The sequence below is a fragment of the Pseudomonas sp. PNPG3 genome, from assembly GCF_023093815.1.
Taxonomy (GTDB): domain Bacteria; phylum Pseudomonadota; class Gammaproteobacteria; order Pseudomonadales; family Pseudomonadaceae; genus Aquipseudomonas; species Aquipseudomonas asiatica.
Window position 1 is genome coordinate 48,751 of sequence record NZ_JALLKV010000024.1, and the last position, 17,954, is coordinate 66,704.

17 protein-coding genes and 1 pseudogene are annotated in these 17,954 nt (G+C 64.5%); 7 read left to right on the forward strand and 11 right to left on the reverse strand.

Going from position 1 to position 17,954, the window contains the following annotated elements; translation table 11 throughout:
• Positions 1 to 2 precede the first annotated feature (2 nt).
• The 4 genes from MJ643_RS17005 (at position 3) to MJ643_RS17020 (ending at position 4,684) form a co-directional block, all read left to right on the forward strand.
• Positions 3 to 506 (forward strand): spore coat U domain-containing protein, encoded by a 504-nt coding sequence (locus MJ643_RS17005; protein WP_013971931.1) that lies wholly within the window; start codon positions 3 to 5, stop codon positions 504 to 506.
• 39 nt (positions 507 to 545) lie between these two features.
• The gene (locus tag MJ643_RS17010; protein ID WP_196184768.1) at positions 546 to 1,322 is read left to right on the forward strand and encodes a molecular chaperone; all 777 of its coding nucleotides are present in this window, start codon (positions 546 to 548) and stop codon (positions 1,320 to 1,322) included.
• 99 nt (positions 1,323 to 1,421) lie between these two features.
• Entirely contained in the window at positions 1,422 to 3,719 is a 2,298-nt protein-coding gene (locus MJ643_RS17015) for a fimbria/pilus outer membrane usher protein (RefSeq protein WP_196184771.1), read from the forward strand.
• Positions 3,716 to 4,684: a spore coat U domain-containing protein gene (locus MJ643_RS17020; RefSeq protein ID WP_247726967.1), complete on the forward strand. Its 969-nt coding sequence runs from the start codon at positions 3,716 to 3,718 to the stop codon at positions 4,682 to 4,684. Before MJ643_RS17015 ends, MJ643_RS17020 begins: the two co-directional genes overlap by 4 nt.
• 193 nt (positions 4,685 to 4,877) lie before the next feature.
• Here MJ643_RS17020 and MJ643_RS17025 read toward each other — a convergent pair whose 3' ends face one another.
• From MJ643_RS17025 to MJ643_RS17045, 5 genes are all read right to left on the reverse strand, one after another.
• Positions 4,878 to 6,026: a M14-type cytosolic carboxypeptidase gene (locus MJ643_RS17025; protein ID WP_024086645.1), complete on the reverse strand. Its 1,149-nt coding sequence runs from the start codon at positions 6,024 to 6,026 to the stop codon at positions 4,878 to 4,880.
• Between the two features lie 108 nt (positions 6,027 to 6,134).
• Positions 6,135 to 6,908 carry a helix-turn-helix transcriptional regulator gene (locus tag MJ643_RS17030; protein WP_023662542.1) on the reverse strand — a complete coding sequence of 258 codons (774 nt, stop codon included), beginning with the start codon at positions 6,906 to 6,908 and terminating at the stop codon, positions 6,135 to 6,137.
• 36 nt (positions 6,909 to 6,944) lie between these two features.
• Entirely contained in the window at positions 6,945 to 8,177 is a 1,233-nt protein-coding gene (locus tag MJ643_RS17035) for an MFS transporter (RefSeq protein WP_038409241.1), read from the reverse strand.
• 270 nt (positions 8,178 to 8,447) lie between these two features.
• Positions 8,448 to 8,681 carry a hypothetical protein gene (locus MJ643_RS17040; protein WP_013971936.1) on the reverse strand — a complete coding sequence of 78 codons (234 nt, stop codon included), beginning with the start codon at positions 8,679 to 8,681 and terminating at the stop codon, positions 8,448 to 8,450.
• Positions 8,671 to 9,453, reverse strand: coding sequence for a VacJ family lipoprotein (locus MJ643_RS17045; protein ID WP_038409243.1), 783 nt, complete (start codon positions 9,451 to 9,453; stop codon positions 8,671 to 8,673). The genes MJ643_RS17040 and MJ643_RS17045 overlap by 11 nt, the downstream gene beginning before the upstream one ends.
• Positions 9,454 to 9,621: 168 nt before the next feature.
• On the opposite strand from MJ643_RS17045, the gene MJ643_RS17050 reads away from it, so the two are divergent.
• Both MJ643_RS17050 and MJ643_RS17055 read left to right on the forward strand, forming a co-directional pair.
• Positions 9,622 to 10,332, forward strand: coding sequence for a response regulator (locus MJ643_RS17050; RefSeq protein WP_013971938.1), 711 nt, complete (start codon positions 9,622 to 9,624; stop codon positions 10,330 to 10,332).
• Entirely contained in the window at positions 10,329 to 11,684 is a 1,356-nt protein-coding gene (locus MJ643_RS17055) for an ATP-binding protein (RefSeq protein WP_023663402.1), read from the forward strand. Before MJ643_RS17050 ends, MJ643_RS17055 begins: the two co-directional genes overlap by 4 nt.
• Here MJ643_RS17055 and MJ643_RS17060 read toward each other — a convergent pair whose 3' ends face one another.
• The 5 genes and pseudogenes from MJ643_RS17060 to MJ643_RS17080 form a co-directional block, all read right to left on the reverse strand.
• Positions 11,685 to 12,149, reverse strand: coding sequence for a nuclear transport factor 2 family protein (locus tag MJ643_RS17060; RefSeq protein WP_013971940.1), 465 nt, complete (start codon positions 12,147 to 12,149; stop codon positions 11,685 to 11,687).
• A 153-nt stretch (positions 12,150 to 12,302) separates the two neighbouring features.
• A pseudogene (locus MJ643_RS17065) lies at positions 12,303 to 12,731 on the reverse strand (LLM class flavin-dependent oxidoreductase); the annotation flags it as partial.
• Positions 12,732 to 12,735: 4 nt separating this feature from the next.
• Positions 12,736 to 13,539, reverse strand: coding sequence for a 2,5-didehydrogluconate reductase DkgB (dkgB, locus tag MJ643_RS17070; protein WP_196184770.1), 804 nt, complete (start codon positions 13,537 to 13,539; stop codon positions 12,736 to 12,738).
• A 355-nt stretch (positions 13,540 to 13,894) separates the two neighbouring features.
• A complete protein-coding gene (locus MJ643_RS17075) occupies positions 13,895 to 14,389 on the reverse strand; it encodes a DUF934 domain-containing protein (RefSeq protein WP_013971943.1) in 495 nt (164 codons plus the stop codon).
• A complete protein-coding gene (locus MJ643_RS17080) occupies positions 14,373 to 16,025 on the reverse strand; it encodes a nitrite/sulfite reductase (RefSeq protein WP_013971944.1) in 1,653 nt (550 codons plus the stop codon). The genes MJ643_RS17075 and MJ643_RS17080 overlap by 17 nt, the downstream gene beginning before the upstream one ends.
• 213 nt (positions 16,026 to 16,238) lie before the next feature.
• Here MJ643_RS17080 and MJ643_RS17085 point away from each other — a divergent pair, with 213 nt between their 5' ends.
• Positions 16,239 to 17,315 (forward strand): ABC transporter substrate-binding protein, encoded by a 1,077-nt coding sequence (locus MJ643_RS17085; protein ID WP_024086648.1) that lies wholly within the window; start codon positions 16,239 to 16,241, stop codon positions 17,313 to 17,315.
• A gap of 263 nt (positions 17,316 to 17,578) precedes the next feature.
• Here the strand turns inward: MJ643_RS17085 and MJ643_RS17090 are convergent, their stop codons facing one another.
• Positions 17,579 to 17,794 (reverse strand): DUF2970 domain-containing protein, encoded by a 216-nt coding sequence (locus MJ643_RS17090; protein WP_024086649.1) that lies wholly within the window; start codon positions 17,792 to 17,794, stop codon positions 17,579 to 17,581.
• Between the last annotated feature and the right edge of the window lie 160 nt (positions 17,795 to 17,954).

Here is a 17,954-nt window from a genome sequence, read left to right on the forward strand (position 1 = left end):
CCATGCGCAGCTGGCTGGCGGGCGGCATGAGCGTCCTTGGCGTGCTGCTGGCCGCGCCTCTGGATGCGGCGACCACCAGCAGCTTCCTGGTGACGGCGCAGATCGTCGCCGGGTGCCTGGTGGTGGGCGGCGTGACCAGCTACGGGACGCTCGACTACGGCTCGCAGTCGGCACTGGCCACCGGAACTCTCGGCACCTCGTTGGGCGGTACCACGGTGACCTTCCAGTGCACCCCGGGCGTGGCCTTGAGCATGAGCGTGGATGGCGGGCAGAACAGTGCCAGTGGCACACGCAACCTCAAACGCACGGGCGGCACGCAGGTGCTGGCCTACCAGTTGTACCGGGACGCGGCGTACAGCCAGAGCCTGGGGATCGGCCAGAGCGTGGCCGTGAGCTATACCGACCCGACGGCGATCAAGCTGCCGGTGTACGGGCGGGTTCAGCTGACCGGCATGATGCCGGCGGGGACTTACACCGATGTGGTGCAAGTGACGGTGACCTGGTGAATGCATCGGCACTAATGACCAGTATCCAAGGAGAGCTTCATGGGGGCAGGCGCGAAGTGGGCGCGAGGATTGATCGGAGTATCGTGGCTGGCGAGCCTGCCAGCCTGGGCGGCCACCTCGGTGCTGATCTGGCCGATCGACCCGGTATTGGAGGCTGACCAGAAGGCTGGCGCACTGTGGCTGGAAAACCGCGGAACCGCACCGGCCAACCTGCAGGTGCGGGTGTTCGCCTGGCGCCAAGGTGACTACCAGGAACAGTACCAGGCACAGCGCGAGATCATTGGCAGCCCGCCGGTGGCCAACGTCGCCCCCGGGCAGAAGCAATTGATCCGCCTGACCCGCACCGGCCCCTCGCCAGTCGGCCAGGAGCAGGCCTACCGCATCATCATCGACGAAATCCCGCCCGCCATCCCGGTCGACAAGGCCGAGCCCGGCACCACCGCGGCGATCCGCCTGCAGATGCGCTACTCGGTACCCCTGTTCGTCTACGGCGAAGGCCTGTGGGGCAAGGCAGGCCCTGAGGGCAAGCGCAATGCCGAGGGCGTCGGCAAGCCGCAACTCAGCTGGCGCGCAGTGACCGTGCAGGGCAAGCCGTACGTGGAACTGCGCAACACCGGCCCGGTGCATGCACGCCTGACTGATGTGGTGGTGCAGCAGGGCAGCCAGAGCAAACCACTGGCCGATGGCTTGCTGGGTTATGTGCTGCCGGGTGCCAGCATGCGCTGGCCGGCACCGTTGGCACCGAGTGCCGGGAGTGTGCTGAAGGGGAGGGTAAACGGCCAGAGCAGCGCGGACGCCATCCGCCAAAGCCAATGAGCCTGCGCCTGAATGCCGCGCAGAGGCCGTGGAGAACCCGGCAATGGTTGGACACCGTGTGTGAGGTGGCTGACCCACCGTTGTTGCCTGGGGCTCGCCCTGGTCGGCCCAGGCCTGGTGCTGGCCGACGACCTGCCGCCACCACCCACGGAGATGTCTGCCATCGCCGATGCCACGTTGTACCTCGAGTTGCTGGTGAACCAGGTGCCCAGGGCTGAGCTGGTGCCGGTGCAGCAGCGTGCCGGGCAGTTGTACCTGGATAGCGAGGTGTTGCGGGCGGCCGGAGTTTCGCTGCCGGGCCCCCCCCAGGGCGAGGTGGCGCTTGAGGCCATCGTGGGGATGCATGCCGACTACGACAGCCAGAACCAGCGCCTGCTGCTGCAAGTGCCGCCGGCCTGGCTGCCCGACCAGCAACTGGGCGACCGCAACCTGTACCCGGCCAGCGATGCACGCAGCAGTTTCGGCGCGTTGTTCAACTACGACCTGTACCTGAACGACACCGATGACGGCGGCAGCTACCTGGCGGCCTGGAACGAACTGCGCCTGTTCGACAGCTGGGGAACGTTCTCCAGCAGCGGGCAGTGGCGCCAGTCGTTCAATGGTGCGCCGACCGACGATATGCGCCAAGGCTTCTTGCGCTACGACACCACCTGGCGCTTCACCGACGAGCAGCGCCTGCTGACCTACGAAGCTGGTGACCTGGTAACCGGGGCCTTGCCCTGGACCAGCTCGGTGCGGGTCGGTGGCCTGCAGTTGTCGCGCGATTTCGCTGTACGCCCTGACCTGGTCACCTATCCGCTGCCGGCGTTCTCCGGTGAAGCGGCGGTACCGACCTCGCTGGACCTGTTCATCAATGGCTACAAATCCAGCACCAGCGAATTGCAGCCGGGTCCCTACACCTTGACCAACGTGCCGTTCATCAACGGCGCCGGGGAGGCGGTGGTGGTCACCACCGATGCCCTTGGCCGGCAGGTGTCGACCACCTTGCCGTTCTACGTCACCAGCAGCCTGCTGCAGCAGGGCCTGGCGGATTATTCGGTAGCGGCCGGCAGCCTGCGGCGTGACTACGGGGTGCGCGATTTTGCCTACGGCCCCGGGGTTGCTTCGGCCAGCCTGCGCTACGGGGTCAGCGACGTCTTCACCCTGGAGACCCATGCCGAAAGCGCCGAATCGCTGATGCTGGGAGGCCTGGGTGGCAACATGCGGCTGGGCAACTTCGGCGTGCTAAATGCGGCGCTGGCGCAGAGCCGGTTCGACGGCGACAAGGGCCACCAGGTCGCCCTCGGCTACCAGTACAACAGCCAGCGCATCGGCTTCAGCTACCAGCGCCTGCAACGCCATGGCGACTATGCCGATCTGACCCGGGTCGACAGCCGGGACATACAGCTGAGCCAGCGCAGCGAGCAGGTCACGCTGAGCCTGAACCTGAACGAATACGGCAACATCGGCGCCGGCTATTTCGATGTGCGCGCCGGCGACGGCACACGTACCCGGCTGATCAACCTGAGCTACAGCAGGCCGCTGTGGGGCAACAGCAGCGTTTATCTGTCGGCCAACCGTGAAGTGGGGAACAGCCAGTGGGCAGTGCAGGCGCAACTGGTGATCCCGTTCGACCTGCACGGCACCCTGGCCCTGGGCATGGAGCGCAGCCAGCAAGGCAAAACCCTGCAGCGGGTCAACTACAGCCGCGCGACGCCGGTGGGGGGTGGTGTCGGTTACAACCTGGGCTACGCCGCCGGTAGCGAGCGCGATGCCTACCGCCAGGCCGATGTCACCTGGCGCCTGCAGTCGGTGCAGTTGCAGGCCGGTTTGTATGGCAGCAGTGGAGAGATGACCCGCTGGGCCGACGCCAGTGGCTCGCTGGTTTGGATGGATGCCGGGCTGTTCGCTGCCAACCGTATCGACGATGCCTTCGTGTTAGTCAGCACCAGTGGTTACGCCGACGTGCCGGTGCGCTATGAAAACCAGGAGGTCGGCCGTACCGATGCCGATGGTCACCTGCTGGTGCCGTACAGCAGCGGTTACTACCGCGGCAAGTACGAGATCGACCCCATGGGCTTGCCGCCGGACATCCTCGCGCCGGAAGTGGAACAGCGGGTGGCGGTGCGCCGGGGCAGCGGCTACTTGCTGGAGTTTCCGCTCAGGCGCGTGCTGGCGGCCAGCGTCGAACTGGTGGACGCCGAACAGCAGGTACTCAAGCTGGGCAGCCGTGTCACCCATGCAGAAAGTGGCAGCCAGGCGGTGGTCGGTTGGGATGGCCTGGTTTATCTGGAGAACCTGACGCCGCATAACCGACTGCTGGTTGAGTTGCAGGGGGGCGGGCATTGCCAGGTGGCGTTCGACCTGCCTGAGTCGCAAGGTTCGATCCCGTTGATTGGCCCGTTGGTGTGCAAGTGAAGGCCTGCTGGCGTGGTTTGTGGGCATGCGCCTTGTTGTTGTGGGCGGGCTCGGCCTGGGCCAAGTGCACGTCAGTGTTGACTGCGCCGGCGGCGTTTGGTTCGCTCAACTCGACTCAGGTACGTGGCACGGGCCAGACAGCTTCCAGCACCAACTCGGGCCTGCAATGCAACGGTTCGGTGATCAGCGTGCTCAGTAGCACCGACTCCTTCAAGATCAAGATCACCTCCACCACCAGCGGCCTGGTAGGGCCTACCGGGGATGTGATCCCCTACACCCTCTATGCCGACGCCACAACCAACTATCCGATCACCCGTGGCACCCCCTTCGAATTCAGGACCACCGGCATCCTCGACTTGCTCGGGTTGCTCAACGGTACACCGAAGAATGTGCCTATCTACATGCGCACGCAGGTGGGCAGCAACGTATCGGCGGGGCTATATCAGGAAATCCTCGATGTCGAGTGGACCTGGGACTATTGCGACGGGATTGGTGTTGGCGGGCTTTGCATAGGGCGAGACAAGGGCTCCGGTACCAGGACCCTGCTGGTAAGCATGACGGTGACCAACGACTGCCAGATCACCACGCCCAGCATCAACTTCGCCAGCGCGCCGGTGGTGGCGGGGTTCGGCACGGTGAGCCAGAGCCTGAGCGTGTCGTGCACCAAGGGCAGCAACTACACGGTGGGCCTGGATAACGGGCAGAACGTGGCCAATGGTCGACGGCGGATGAAGTCGGCGGCCAACAACTACCTGGCCTATGACATTTTCAAGGGCGCCGGTGCGGTGCGCTGGGGTTCGACAGGGGCTGCGCGGCGGGCCAGTGCCGATGCCGATGTGAACCCCGGCACGGGGACCGGCACCGGTAGCCAGGTGTTCAACTACAACGCCAAGGTCTACACCGACCAGGCTACACCCCCGGCTGCGACCTATACCGACAGCGTGATTCTGGATGTGCAGTTCTGAGCGCAGGGACCTTGTGGGAGCGGCGGTCCGCGTAACCTGTGGGAGCGGCTTTAGCCGCGAAGAATCCAACGCGGTGCATGGCACCGGCTACGCCGGTGTTCGCGGCTAAAGCCGCTCCCACAGGGGCCCTGCTAATTCCATGAGTCATGTGCAGTCCTGTGAGAGCCGACTTGCCGGCGATGGGCCGTTTCAGTCAGCGCAAATCGCCAACCATCTTCGCCAAGGTCTCAAGCACCGCCCCGGCCAACGCCTTCGAGCGCGCCCCCGACCACCCGGTGACGGCATCCGGCGCGTCGTCATGGTCCTTGAACGGCATTTCCAGGGTCAGTGACAGGCAGTCATGCGCCATCCCCACCGCATTGCAGGCCAGCGTCGTGTTGGCTTGCCCCGGTTCGTCGCGGGTATAGCCATGCACGGTCTGGAAGTCGCGGGTCAGGCTGCACAGGGTGCTGCGGAACTGCTCCTCCAGTTTGGCCAGACGCGGCGTGTAGCCCGGGTTGCCCTCGCAGGCCGCGGTGAACACATGGGGAATCTCTTCGTCGCCATGCACGTCGATGAACGCATCCACGCCGTGTTGCTTCATCTGTGCCTGGGCGAAGAAGACCTCGGGGCTGAGCTCGACGCTGGCGTCCTGCCAGGCACGGTTCAGGTCCTTGCCCTTGAAGTTGGTGCGCAGGTGGCCGAGGAAGGCACCGTCGGGGTTCATGTTGGGGATCAGGTACAGGTCGGCCTTGGCCAGCAACTGCCGGATCACCTCGTCGTTGGCCTGCAAGCGGTCGATCACGCCCTCCATGAACCATTCGGCCATGTGTTCGCCCGGGTGTTGCTGGGCAATCAGCCAAAGCTTGCGCTTGCCTGCGGCACCATCACCGGCACGCAGCAGGGGAATGTCGCGACCCTGTACGCTGCGGCCACTGGCGAGCAATTCCACCCCCGGCAGTTGCCGTGCACGTTCGATCAGCTGGTTGTGACGAGCGCGCGGGTAGGGCTCGAAGTAGGCGAACCAGATGTGCGGCTGTTCGGCCTTTATCTCGAACGACAGCGCCGTGCCGTCGAACTGGCTGGGGACGCGGAACCAGGTTTGCTGGTCGTAGGAGGCCACGGCGTTGTAGCCGCTCCAGGCGTTCTTGTAGGAGGAACCGGAGGCATTGTCGAGGCTGAAGCGATGGACCTGGCCTGGCGTCAGCCCGCTGACCTTGAAGTGGAACCACTGGTAGTGGCCGCTGTGGGTGTCCGGGCGGATGGCCAGGTGCACCCGGGCCGGGTTGCTGGCATCCAGCACCTGGATGTTGCCGGAGTCGAAATCGCAGTCGATCTGCAGGGGGGACAGCGTCACGGTCATGTGCCGGGCTCCTTCTGGGGGCTTTGTTGTGAGGGTACTGTACACGGCTTGACAGGGTTGCTGTGCGAGATCAGGCGACGCGGGGCGATCTCATATGTTTCCTACAGGCTATTTGAAGAACTGACTCGGCGTGATACCGAACTGGCGCTTGAACATGCTGGCAAAGGCACTGGGGCTGTCATACCCCAGCGTCCCCGCCACATCGATGATCCGCTCGCCCAGGGCGATCAGCTCCAGTGCCTGCATCAACCGCGCCTGCTGGCGCCACTGGCCGAAGGTCATGCCGGTTTCCTTGCGGAACAGGCGCTGGATGGTCTTTTCGTCCACTCCCAGCTGCTGGCCCCAGTCGGCCACGGTGGCGTTATCGTCAGGCCGCTCGTGCAGCGCGGAGCAGATCGCCTGCAGGCGCTTGTCGCCGGGCTGCGACAGCTTCAGCGGCAAGGTCGGCAGCACGCAGATCTCGTCGAGGATCAGGCGCATCACCCGGGCTTCACGCGAGTCTTCGGCAAACGGCGCGGTAAAGCCTACGGAGGCCTTGATCAGTTCGCTGAGCAACGGCGAGATGCTGATCGCCTTGCTCTGCAGGGGCAACTGCACTGCCGCGTCGGCGCGCACGAACACACTGCGCATCTTCACCTCGCCCACGCAGCGTATCGCGTGCACCTGGCCGCAAGGCATCCATACGCCGCGGCTGGGAGGCACGGTCCAGCGTTCGTTACCGGACTCGACGATCATCAGGCCTTTGGTGGCATAGATCAGTTGATGCTTGGCATGGCTGTGGGGCTCGATGAACCAGTCGGTCGGGTAGTCCGTCGCACGGCTGCCCACCTCCCAGCTCCACTCATCCACCTCCACCAGCAATTCGTGCTGCGGCTTCAGCATTTCGACCTCTTGTACGGGCAGCCTGGCACGCCCACTTTAACAGCAGCGGCTGGGGCGGGCTTGCGAGCGGGTTGCTGGCAGCAGCGCGGTGGCCAGCCCCAGCAGCGGCAGGAACGAGATGATCTGGTACACCCACTCGATGCCATGCCGGTCGGCCAGTTCGCCAAGCCCGGCGGCGCCGATGCCGCTGATACCGAACATCAACCCGAACATCACCCCCGACACCATGCCGACCCGGCCCGGCACGGCCTCCTGGGCATACACCACCAGGGCGGCGAAGGCCGAGGACATCACCAGGCCGATGGCCACCGCCAGTACCGCCGTCCAGGCCAGGTTGGCGTAGGGCAGGGCGAGGGCGAAGGGCGCCACGCCGAGGAACGAGACCCAGATCACCGCCTTGCGCCCGATACGGTCACCCACCGGGCCACCAGCGAAGGTGCCCAGGGCCACGGCCGCGAGGAACACGAACAGGTACAGCTGGCTGTGCTGCACGCTCAGGCCGAAATGCTCGATCAGGTAGAAGGTGAAATAGTTGGTGAACGAGGCGATGTAGACGAACTTGGCGAACATCAGCACGGCGATGACCGCCACGGCGCGCCACATGGCGCCACGCGACAGGCCGGGGGCCTGCTGGCCGGCGAAGGTCTTGAGCCGGGTCTGGCCGTGACGCACGGTCCAGCCGGTCACCCGCAGCAGCACGAATACCGCCAGCGCGGCCGCCAGCATGAACCAGGCGATGGCCGGCTGGCCGTGCGGAATGACGATGGCAGCGGTCAACAGCGGGCCGAGGGCCGAGCCAGTGTTGCCACCGACCTGGAAGGTCGATTGCGCGGTGCCAAAGCGCCCACCGGAGGCCATCCTGGCCAGTCGCGAGGCTTCGGGGTGGAAGGTCGCCGAGCCCACGCCGACCACCGCGGCGGCCACCAGCAGCATTTCATAGCTACTGGCGAAGGCGAGCAGGGCGATGCCCACCAGCGTCACCAGCATACCGGCCGGCAGCAGGTAGGGCTGCGGGCGCTTGTCGGTGTACAGGCCGACCCAGGGTTGCAGCAAGGACGCGGTCACCTGGTAGATGAGGGCGATCCAGCCGATCTGGGCAAAGCTGAGTGCGAAATCGCTCTTGAGCATTGGGTAGATGGACGGCAGCACGGCCTGGATCAGGTCGTTGAGCAGGTGGGCGAATGCCGCAGCGCCGACGATGCGGACCAGAAAGCCCTGGGGTTGGTCGGCAGGTGTGGTGGCGGCCATGGAGGCGGTGGAGGTCGTCATGGGCGATCTTCTTCTGGCGAAAGGGAACAAGGCATTTGCCGAAGAAGGGTAGCCAGTGCCCGGTTTGCCTGTCTCACGCCGAACAGGCAGCCACTGTCGCGTTTCGGACATCCCGGGCCTGACGCCCTGAATTCGCAGGCGGTCCGCGTACCCTGTGGGAGCGGGTTCACCCGCGAAGAATCCAGCGCGGTGCATGGCACCGGCTGCGCCGGTGTTCGCGGCTAAAGCCGCTCCCACAGGGTCCCTGCTGACACTTGGCTGCCCTCGAATTCATCGTTCGTGCCGCGCCACCCAGCGCAGCAATGCTGCAATCGGTACGCTGCGGTGAGCCTCGTGTCGGTAGGGCTTGCCCTCGGCGGTAAAGCGTTCGCGATAGCGGCTCAGCACCAGGCTCCGGCCATCGGCCGAAACCCGGGCCTCCAGTTCATGCAGCAACAGCGGTTGCCGGGCAGCGCCTTCCAGGCGCCTGAACAGCAGCATGGCGCCTTGGGCATCATTCTTCATGGGCACCCCCTGCGCAATCCAATGGCCAGGTGCCCGGCTCGCCGGCCTTGCCTTCTGCCACCCGGTTGCTGCGCCGCTGCGCGGTGTAGTCACGCATCGCAACGTAGTAGTCAGGCCAGGTGCGCAGCAGGTCGGTCAGTGGCAGTGCTTCGGCCCGTGCATCGACGATGCCGCCGGCCGTGGCTACGTTGCCCATGGTTTCGACGGTATCGCTGTTGCCGCCAAACGGGTCCAGTGCCAGGCCCAGCAGCGTGCCGGTGGCATCGCGCAGGTTGTGGGTGCCCAGCAGCGGCAGCTCGACGATGGGGCCAGAGGCGATGTTCCACACCCCGAAAGTCTGGCCAAAGTCCGAGCGATGCTGGCTCAGCCCCATCTTGCCAGACACGTCGACCAGCCCTGCCACACCCAGGGTGGTGTTGAAGATGAAGCGGGAGAGGCTGGTCATCGCCCGTTCGCCGTTGCCCTGCAGCAGGTCGTTGACGAACACCTTCGGCTCACCGAAGTTGCTGGCAAAGTTGTGCATGCCCTGCCGGGCAAAACCGGGCAGCGCGGTGTAGCCCCGTGCGACGGGGGCCAGCAGATAGTCGTCGACCGTGCGGTTGAAGGCGAATACGGCGCGGTTGGCGGGCTCCGCCGGGTCACTGACCTGATAGGCGACATTGCCGCAGGCCGCCGTGGCCGGTGCACGTTGGCTGCAGCCTCCCGCCGCAAGCAGCGACAAGGCCAGCGCGGCTGAGCGCGCTGAGCGGGAGGCGGATGATGAACGGGACATAGATACATTCCTGGCAAGAACTGCCAGCGATGCTGCGCAGTTTTCTTTGCCTGGTAATGTCCGGATTGTCTCAGCGTCGACACTTTGTTTCCGGGTTGAAATATATGACGGCTACGTGGAGATGGCCTTAAAGTACGGCCTGATAACCTTGTTTTGCGGTGCTTTTTTGTGAGCCATTTGCTGATAGTCGACGATGATGTCGAGGTGCTCGACCTGCTGCAGAAGTTTCTCTGCCAACATGGCTACGAGGTTGATGTGGCCAGGGATGGCAAGGCGCTGTGGCAGGCCGTCGAGCGGCGGGTGCCGGACCTGGTCATCCTGGATGTGATGCTGCCTGGCGACAGTGGCCTGGTGTTGTGCCAGCGCCTGCTGGCCGAGCACAAGGTGGCAGTGATCATGCTCACCGCCATGGGCGAGTTGAGTGACCGGGTGGTTGGCCTGGAGCTGGGGGCAGACGACTACCTGACGAAACCGTTCGCCGCCCGTGAACTGCTGGCCCGGGTGAGGGCAGTGCTGCGCCGTGCCGGCGAAGCGGCCGGGAACGCGGCGGGCCATGCCTGCGCGACCCTGGAGTTTGCCGGCTGGCGGCTGGATGTGGTGCGGCGCGAGCTGCGTTCGCCGGACAACGTCATGATCCCCTTGTCCAACGGTGAGTTCGAGCTGCTGCTGGTGTTCGCCGAACATCCGCGGCGGGTGCTCAGCCGCCAGCAGTTGCTGGACATGGCCCGTGGCGATGCCTACGACGCCTATGATCGCAGTATCGACGTCCAGGTCAGCCGGCTGCGCCGCAAGCTTGAAACCGACAACGGCAACGAGCCCTTGATCCGTACCCTGCGCAACGCCGGTTACCTGTTCACGCCCACGGTCGCGAAGCGATGAAGCTGCTCGCCTGGGTTCGCCAGGCCCTGCCACGGCCCAGGATCACCATTGCCCGCTGGATCGCGCTGACCACCCTGACGGCGATGCTGTTCCTGTTGCTGCTCAAGGGGCTGTTCAGCCTGTTGCTGAGTGTCTGGGCGCAGCCACCGCTGCTGGAGAGCGGGGTGATCGAGAAGGTTGCAGCGGTCACTCGCATCCTCGACGTCGCGCCCATGGCGCAGCGCGCCAACATCGCCAGTGCGGCGGGCGACGGCTCATACTCCGTGCGCTGGCTGCGCCGCCATGACGAAGCGGGCGTACCCGTGCTGGTCGATGCCGAGTTCAGCGAGGGCACGCCTATCCTGCGCGCATTGCTCAAGCGCCCGGATGCCAGGGTCGAGGCCTTCGCACCGTCCGACATGCCGGAGTACGCACCTGAGCGTGGTTATGCGCTGATGATCGAGCTGACCGACAAGTCCTGGGTGCTGTTCCGTGCCACCAACCGTAGCTGGGGCCTGGACGAACTGCCGCGCAACCTGATCATCCTCGGGCTGATGCTGGTTTCCAGCCTTGTCGTCGCGCTGCTGGCCACCCGCTACCTGGCCAAGCCGCTGGAGCGCTTTGCCGAAGGTGCGCGGCGTTTTGGCAAGGACTTCAACGCCCCGCCCATTCCGGTGGTTGGCCCGCACGACCTGCGTCAGACCATTCTTGCGTTCAATGCCACCCAGGCGCAGCTCAAGCATTTTCTCAACGACCGCACCCAGATGCTCGCGGCCATCTCCCATGACCTGCGTGCACCGCTGACGCGCATGCGCTTGCGCGCCGAGTTCATCGACGATGCCCAGCTACAGGCCAAGTTGTTCAAGGACGTCGACGAGATGCAGGCGATGGTCGATGCGGCGTTGGGGTTCTTCCGTGATGACGCGCGGCTGGAACAGACGACCGTATTCGATCTGGGCGAGCTGCTGCTGACCGTTGTGGACGACTTCAAGGACGCGGGGGTCGAGGTCGGCCTCAGCGGGCCGCGTCGCTGTGTGTATACGGGGCGGCCGGTGGGTATCAAGCGGGTGCTGGTCAACTTGATCGACAATGCAGCGAAATACGGCTGCGAGCCCACGGTGGTGTTGGCGGTAAACGCCAGGCAGATCGAGATTACCGTGCAGGATCGCGGGCCGGGCATCGCGCCGGAGCTGCACGAGCAGGTATTCGCGCCGTTCTACCGTATCGAAGGTTCACGCAACCGCAATACCGGTGGCGTGGGGCTGGGCCTGCCCGCAGCACGTGCCATCGTGCTGGAGCAGGGGGGCAGCATGTCCCTGGGCAACCGCCCGGGTGGCGGGCTGGAAGTCAGGATCATGCTGCCGCAGGGCTGATCAGAGCCCCAGTTCGCTGAGCCCGGGGTGATCATCCGGGCGCCGGCCCAGCGGCCAGTGGAACTTGCGCTCGGCTTCACTGATAGGGTGCTCGTTGATGCTCGAATGGCGGTTCTGCATCAACCCGTCCTCGGCAAACTCCCAGTTCTCATTGCCATAGGCGCGGTACCACTGGCCACTGTCGTCGTGGTACTCGTAGGCATAGCGCACGGCAATGCGGTTGCCGGTGAAGGCCCAAAGCTCCTTGATCAGGCGGTACTCCAGTTCATGGTTCCATTTACGCGTCAGGAACGCCTCGACCTCGGCACGACCGCGCGGGAACTCGGCGCGGTTGCGCCACACGGTGTCGATGGTATAGGCAAGCGCGACCTTGGCCGGGTCGCGGCTGTTCCAGCCATCCTCGGCCAGGCGGACCTTTTCGATGGCGCTTTCGCGGGTGAAGGGCGGCAGGGGTGGGCGGGACATCGCGATACTCCTCAGTTCGATTGGCTGGTAGGAGAGTAGTAGCCGCTGGCCGAATAGAGAATGGGTGTGCCTGGCACATCATAATTGCAGTGCGTGGAACAATGAAGACCGCCGGAGATGGGGCAAGGGGGCTCTATCAGGCTGTGTCGGCTGGTACTCCACCGGCCGGTCACCACTGGCCACGCCCAGCAGCAGGCGGTTACCACTGAGGCACTGCACGCTGTTGGCCGATTTCAGGGTCAGCAGCGGTTCGCGAATCGGCAGCACCACGGCGGCCGTGCCAAGCAGGATGTCGCGGGTTACCCCGGCCAGGTAGCCGAGGTAGGCAAACACCTCGAACACCTGGGCGGCATCGCCGAACGACGGATCGTACAGCGGCACATCGCGGACCCACAGGGCGCGGTAGCCCAGGCGATCGGCCAGTTGTGCCAGTTCTGCGTGGCGGGCCAGGTCCGGCTCGCCGAACTGGCGGCCGTCACGGCGCCGCGCCTGGTCGCCGGCGGGGGTCCAGTCGTGGTCCAGCGGCGCTTCCAGGCCGATGCTGAAGCCGCCAGCGGTCAGGCGTTCGAGGGGCGTGGTCATGGCATCAATCCCAGATTGGCGCCAGGCCGTCAGGGCTGACTTCACGGCCGTTGCGCTCGAGCTTGGCGATGCGTGCCATGTCGTCAGCGTCCAGCATCAGGTCACGTGCGAGCAGGTTGCTGGCCAGGTTTTCCCGCTTGGTCGACGACGGGATCACCGCGTAGCCCAGCTGCAGGGCCCAGGCCAGGGCAACCTGGGCCACGGTGGCCTTGTGCTTGGCGGCGATGTCGGCCAGTACCGGGTCTTTCAGCACCTTGCCGTAGGCCAGGGTCATGTACGAGGTGACGGTGATGCCTTGCTCCTTGAGGAACGCGGTCAGCTTGCCGTTCTGCAGGTAGGGGCTGAGTTCGATCTGGTTGGTGGCGATCTCGCCTTCGCCGACCACTTCGATGGCCTGGCGGGTCAGTTCGATGTTGAAGTTGGACACACCGATCTGGCGGGCCAGGCCCAGCTTCTTGGCTTCGGCCAGGGCGGCCATGTACTCGGGCAGCGCAACGCCGTTGCCTGGGGCCGGCCAGTGGATCAGCAGCAGGTCGACGTAGTCGGTGCCCAGTTTTTGCAGGCTGTCGCGCAGGCTGGGGACCAGCTTGTCGGCGGCGTAGTTTTCGACCCAGATCTTGGTGGTGATGAACAGCTCGCCGCGCTTGACGCCGCTTTCGGCGATGGCCTGGCCGACGTCGGCTTCGTTCTTGTAGATCTGCGCGGTGTCGATGACGCGGTAGCCAAGTTCCAGGGCCGACTTGACCGAATCGATGACGGCTTGGCCGGTTAGGCGAAAGGTGCCGAGGCCGAAGGATGGAACGCTCATGGATCTGCTCCTGGTGAGTGAGGGGGTGAGCCGAATCGAGGTTGGTCGCTCGGGTTCGATCGCTCTTCGTGTGGGGAGCAGTGTGCGGCTTTGAGGGGGATTGATTAAGGTGGGGCGGGGCCAAGGTCATTTGACTGGGAGGCAAGAATAGGTCGCTGTGCCGTGACTGTTGCTGGGGGAATGCAGGGTAAACCTGTACCGGCCTCTTCGCGGGTGAACCCGCTCCCACAGGGACCGCGCCGCACTCAAGAACGGTGCAGTACCTGTGGGAGCGGGTTCACCCGCGAAGAGGCCGGTACAGGAAAACGAAACGGCCCGCCATATAGGCGGGCCGTCTGGCATTGCAAGGTGACGATCAGCGGCGGCGGAACAGCGGCAGCGGCTCGTCGGTGGCGGCCTGGTAGGTCACCGAGAAGTCCTTCAGGCTTTGCAGCGCGTCTTCCGGGTCCTTGTCGGCGCGGATGGCGAACGCGTCAAAGCCGCAACGGGCCATGAAGAACAGTTGGTCGCGCAGCACGTCGCCGATGGCGCGCAGTTCGCCCTTGAACTTGTAGCGGTCACGCAGCAGGCGCGCATTGGAGTAGTTGCGCCCGTCGGTGAACGCCGGAAAGTTCAGTGCGATGACCTGGAAGTGCTGCACGTCTTCGCCGATTTCTTCGGCTTCTTCGTCACTGTCCAGCCATATGCCCAGCCCACCGTCACGGGCTTTGAGCGCATGGGCATGGTCGCGCCACATCTGCAGCGGGACGATGTAGTCGTCGCAGTTGGTCAGCTCGTCAAAGGACGTTTCCTTGGGCAGCAGATGCCAGGTTTCGTCGACGATCTGGTTGTTCTTAATGATTCGCTGCATAGACGCGTTCCTTGAAGGGGTCGATGCCGATACGCTGGTAGGTGTCGATGAAACGCTCTTCCTCGGTACGTTGCTCGACGTACACGGCGATCAGCTTCTCGATCACATCGGCCATGTCATCCTGGGCGAAGGACGGGCCGAGAATCTTGCCAAGGCTCGCGCCACGCGCGGCATTGCCGCCCAGCGACACCTGGTAGAACTCCTCGCCCTTCTTGTCCACGCCGAGGATGCCGATGTGGCCCACGTGGTGGTGGCCGCAGGCGTTCATGCAGCCGGAGATGTTCAGGTCGATCTCGCCGATGTCGAACAGGTAGTCCAGGTCATCGAAGCGGCGCTGGATGGATTCGGCAATCGGGATCGACTTGGCGTTGGCCAGCGAGCAGTAGTCACCGCCCGGGCAGCAGATGATGTCGGTCAGCAGGCCGATGTTCGGGGTAGCGAAGCCGTTTTCGCGCAGCTCCAGCCACAGGGCATGCAGCTGGCGCTGCTCGACGTCGGCAAGAATGATGTTCTGCTCGTGCGACGTGCGCAGGAAACCGAAGCTGTAGCGCTCTGCCAGGTCGGCCACGGCGTCGAGCTGCTTGTCGGTCACATCGCCCGGGGCAACGCCGGTGGGCTTCAGCGACAGGGTCACGGCCACGTAGCCAGGGCGCTTGTGGGCGCGGGTGTTGCGCGAGCGCCAGCGGGCGAAGCCTGGGTACTCGGCGTCCTGCGCGGCGTAGTCGACGTTGTCCAGGGCCAGGTAGGCCGGGTCGACGAAGTGGCGCGATACACGCTGCACTTCGGCTTCGGTCAGGGTGGTGCTGCCGCCGCGCAGGTGGACCATTTCGGCCTCGACCTTCTCGGCGAACACTTCCGGGGTAAGGGCCTTGACCAGGATCTTGATCCGCGCCTTGTACTTGTTGTCACGGCGACCGTAACGGTTGTACACGCGCAGGATGGCGTCAAGGTAGCTGATCAGGTCCTGCCACGGCAGGAACTCGTTGATGAACGAGCCCACCACCGGGGTACGGCCCAGGCCGCCACCGACCAGCACACGGAAGCCCAGCTCGCCAGCGGCATTGCGCACCGGCTCCAGGCCGATGTCGTGCACTTCGATGGCGGCGCGGTCTTCCTGCGAGCCGTTGATGGCAATCTTGAACTTGCGCGGCAGGTAGGCGAATTCCGGGTGGAAGGTGGTCCACTGACGGACGATTTCGCACCACGGGCGCGGATCGACGATTTCGTCTGCGGCCACACCGGCGAACTGGTCGGTGGTGGTGTTGCGCAGGCAGTTGCCGCTGGTCTGGATCGCGTGCATCTGCACGGTGGCCAGTTCGGCGAGGATGTCCGGGATGTCCTCCAGGGCCGGCCAGTTGAACTGCACGTTCTGGCGGGTGGAGATGTGGGCGTAGCCCTTGTCGTAGTCGCGGGCGATCCTGGCCAGGGTGCGGACCTGGGTGGCGTTCAGCTGGCCGTACGGCACGGCGACGCGCAGCATCGGCGCGAAACGTTGGATGTAAAGGCCGTTCTGCAGGCGCAGAGGGCGGAATTCTTCTTCGCTCAGCTCACCGGCCAGATAGCGGCGGGTCTGATCACGGAACTGCTTGACGCGGTCCTCGATGATCCGCTGATCGTACTCGTCGTATACGTACATAAAAGTCCTGTCTCAGGCATGCAGCTATTCGCGCGCACGGCCGCGCACTCCGCTTCGGAGCCGGGGAACGATAGCAGGTTGCGTTTATGCGCTAAAGTGATGTTTTTGCATATGAAAAGAACCAAATGGACTATGTGAGACTGACTGCCATTTGTGCGCTGGGCGTGGCTTGGCGTTTATAATCCGGCGTTTGCTTCGCAGGGATGTCAGCCCATGCTCAAGGCGTTGTGCCAAAGCTTGTGTCTTGCCTTGCCGCTGGCGGCAAGTGCGCAACCGGCTTCGGTGGTTTTCCTCAACCCGGGGCTGTCCACCGAGACGTTCTGGACCAGTTATACCCGCTTCATGCAGGCCGCCGCGGATGAGCTGGGCATGACCCTGCGCGTGGAGTACAGCGAACGCCGCGCCGACCTGGCGCTGACCCAGGCCAGGGCGATTCTGGGCGGACCGCAGCGGCCGGATTACCTGGTCCTGGTCAATGAGCGGTACGTGGCGCCGGAGATCATCCGGCTGTCGCGTGGCACCGGCGTCAAACTGTTCCTGGTCAACAACGGCCTGACTGCCAGCCAGGCCCGTAGCATCGAGGCCCAGCCGGGCAAGTATGCCGAGCTGCTGGGCACCTTGACGGCCAACGACGAGCAAGCGGGTTTTGAGATGTTGCACCAGATGGTCGCGCAATTGCCCCGCGACAGTGGGCCGGTGGACCTGCTGGCGTTTGCCGGGGTCAAGACCACCCCGGCCTCGCAGCTGCGCGAGGAGGGCATGCGCCGCGCCCTGGCCGACTTCCCCCAGGTGCGTCTGCGCCAGGTGGTATATGGTGGTTGGAGCCGCCAGCGCGCCTACGAGCAGGCGCAGCAACTGGTGGAGCGCTACCCGGCCACCCGCCTGGTATGGTCGGCCAACGACGAAATGGCCTTTGGTGCCATGCAGGCGTTCGAAGAGGCAGGGCGAAAGCCGGGGCGCGATGTGCTGTTCAGCGCCATCAACAGCTCGGCCGAGGCCCTGCGTGCACGTATCGACGGGCGTCTTAGCGTGCTGATGGGCGGGCATTTTACCCTCGGCGGCTGGGCCATGGTGATGCTGCACGATGATGCCCAGGGGCTGGCGGTGAACCGCGACGGCCTGCGCGAGCATCGCATCCCGGTGTTGCAGTCGATTGACCAGGCCAAGGCAACCCGTTGGCTGAAACTACTGGAACGGCCCGACTACGGTATCGATTTCCAGCATTACAGTGCCGAAGGGCGGCCGCCCGACTATAAGTACCCATTTCTGACATCACCGATCAATTATTGAAAGACCCTGCTTGAGGGAAGGGCATTGCTCGTCTTAACTGCTGGTGGTGAAGTGCATTCCCATAACCACTACAAGAGGCAATGCAATGGGAAACTCAACAAAGGTCCGCAAAGCTGACAGCAGCGTCGATGCCTGGGCGATCCTCTGCCTGATCGTTCTGGTGGTGGTCACTGCCGTGTATTGGGTCAGCCACCAGTAGACTTGTATTCAAGACCGTGATGCAGCCAGAGCGCCTGCGGGAGGGAGTCCCGCAGGCGTTTTTGCTAGCGCGCAAGGTGCAGGGCCAATTGCACCAGGCCGATCAGTATGGCAATGAACACCAGGGTGAACAGCGTCCCCAGCGCAATGAAATGGCTGGCCTTGCCGTGGGTGAAGTCGCGGGCGCGGTTCTTGCCGCTTTGCACGCCGAAGGCGGCAGCGAGGATGCTGTGCAGCATCTGCCAGAAGGTAGGGGGCTTGCCCTGGCTGGAATCGTCCATGGTGGCTCCTGAGGAAATCAGAGGCAATCAGGGACAGTGTAGGTGGCTATTGGGGCTGCTGTGCAGCCCATTGCGACACAAGGCCGCTCCTACAAAGGATTGCATTCTCCTGTAGGAGCGGCCTTGTGTCGCGATGGGCCGCAAAGCGGCCCCAAGGGTC

What these genes read in the sequence shown, in the direction of transcription:
- MJ643_RS17005 (WP_013971931.1), top strand. Translation starts at nt 3, where the DNA reads ATGCGCAGCTGGCTGGCGGGCGGCATGAGCGTCCTTGGCGTGCTGCTG.
- MJ643_RS17030 (WP_023662542.1), bottom strand. Translation starts at nt 6,908, where the DNA reads ATGCTGAAGCCGCAGCACGAATTGCTGGTGGAGGTGGATGAGTGGAGC.
- MJ643_RS17080 (WP_013971944.1), bottom strand. Translation starts at nt 16,025, where the DNA reads ATGTACGTATACGACGAGTACGATCAGCGGATCATCGAGGACCGCGTC.
- dkgB (WP_196184770.1), bottom strand. Translation starts at nt 13,539, where the DNA reads ATGAGCGTTCCATCCTTCGGCCTCGGCACCTTTCGCCTAACCGGCCAA.
- MJ643_RS17045 (WP_038409243.1), bottom strand. Translation starts at nt 9,453, where the DNA reads ATGTCCCGTTCATCATCCGCCTCCCGCTCAGCGCGCTCAGCCGCGCTG.
- MJ643_RS17040 (WP_013971936.1), bottom strand. Translation starts at nt 8,681, where the DNA reads ATGAAGAATGATGCCCAAGGCGCCATGCTGCTGTTCAGGCGCCTGGAA.
- MJ643_RS17075 (WP_013971943.1), bottom strand. Translation starts at nt 14,389, where the DNA reads ATGCAGCGAATCATTAAGAACAACCAGATCGTCGACGAAACCTGGCAT.
- MJ643_RS17090 (WP_024086649.1), bottom strand. Translation starts at nt 17,794, where the DNA reads ATGGACGATTCCAGCCAGGGCAAGCCCCCTACCTTCTGGCAGATGCTG.
- MJ643_RS17025 (WP_024086645.1), bottom strand. Translation starts at nt 6,026, where the DNA reads ATGACCGTGACGCTGTCCCCCCTGCAGATCGACTGCGATTTCGACTCC.
- MJ643_RS17085 (WP_024086648.1), top strand. Translation starts at nt 16,239, where the DNA reads ATGCTCAAGGCGTTGTGCCAAAGCTTGTGTCTTGCCTTGCCGCTGGCG.
- MJ643_RS17035 (WP_038409241.1), bottom strand. Translation starts at nt 8,177, where the DNA reads ATGACGACCTCCACCGCCTCCATGGCCGCCACCACACCTGCCGACCAA.
- MJ643_RS17060 (WP_013971940.1), bottom strand. Translation starts at nt 12,149, where the DNA reads ATGTCCCGCCCACCCCTGCCGCCCTTCACCCGCGAAAGCGCCATCGAA.
- MJ643_RS17055 (WP_023663402.1), top strand. Translation starts at nt 10,329, where the DNA reads ATGAAGCTGCTCGCCTGGGTTCGCCAGGCCCTGCCACGGCCCAGGATC.
- MJ643_RS17010 (WP_196184768.1), top strand. Translation starts at nt 546, where the DNA reads ATGGGGGCAGGCGCGAAGTGGGCGCGAGGATTGATCGGAGTATCGTGG.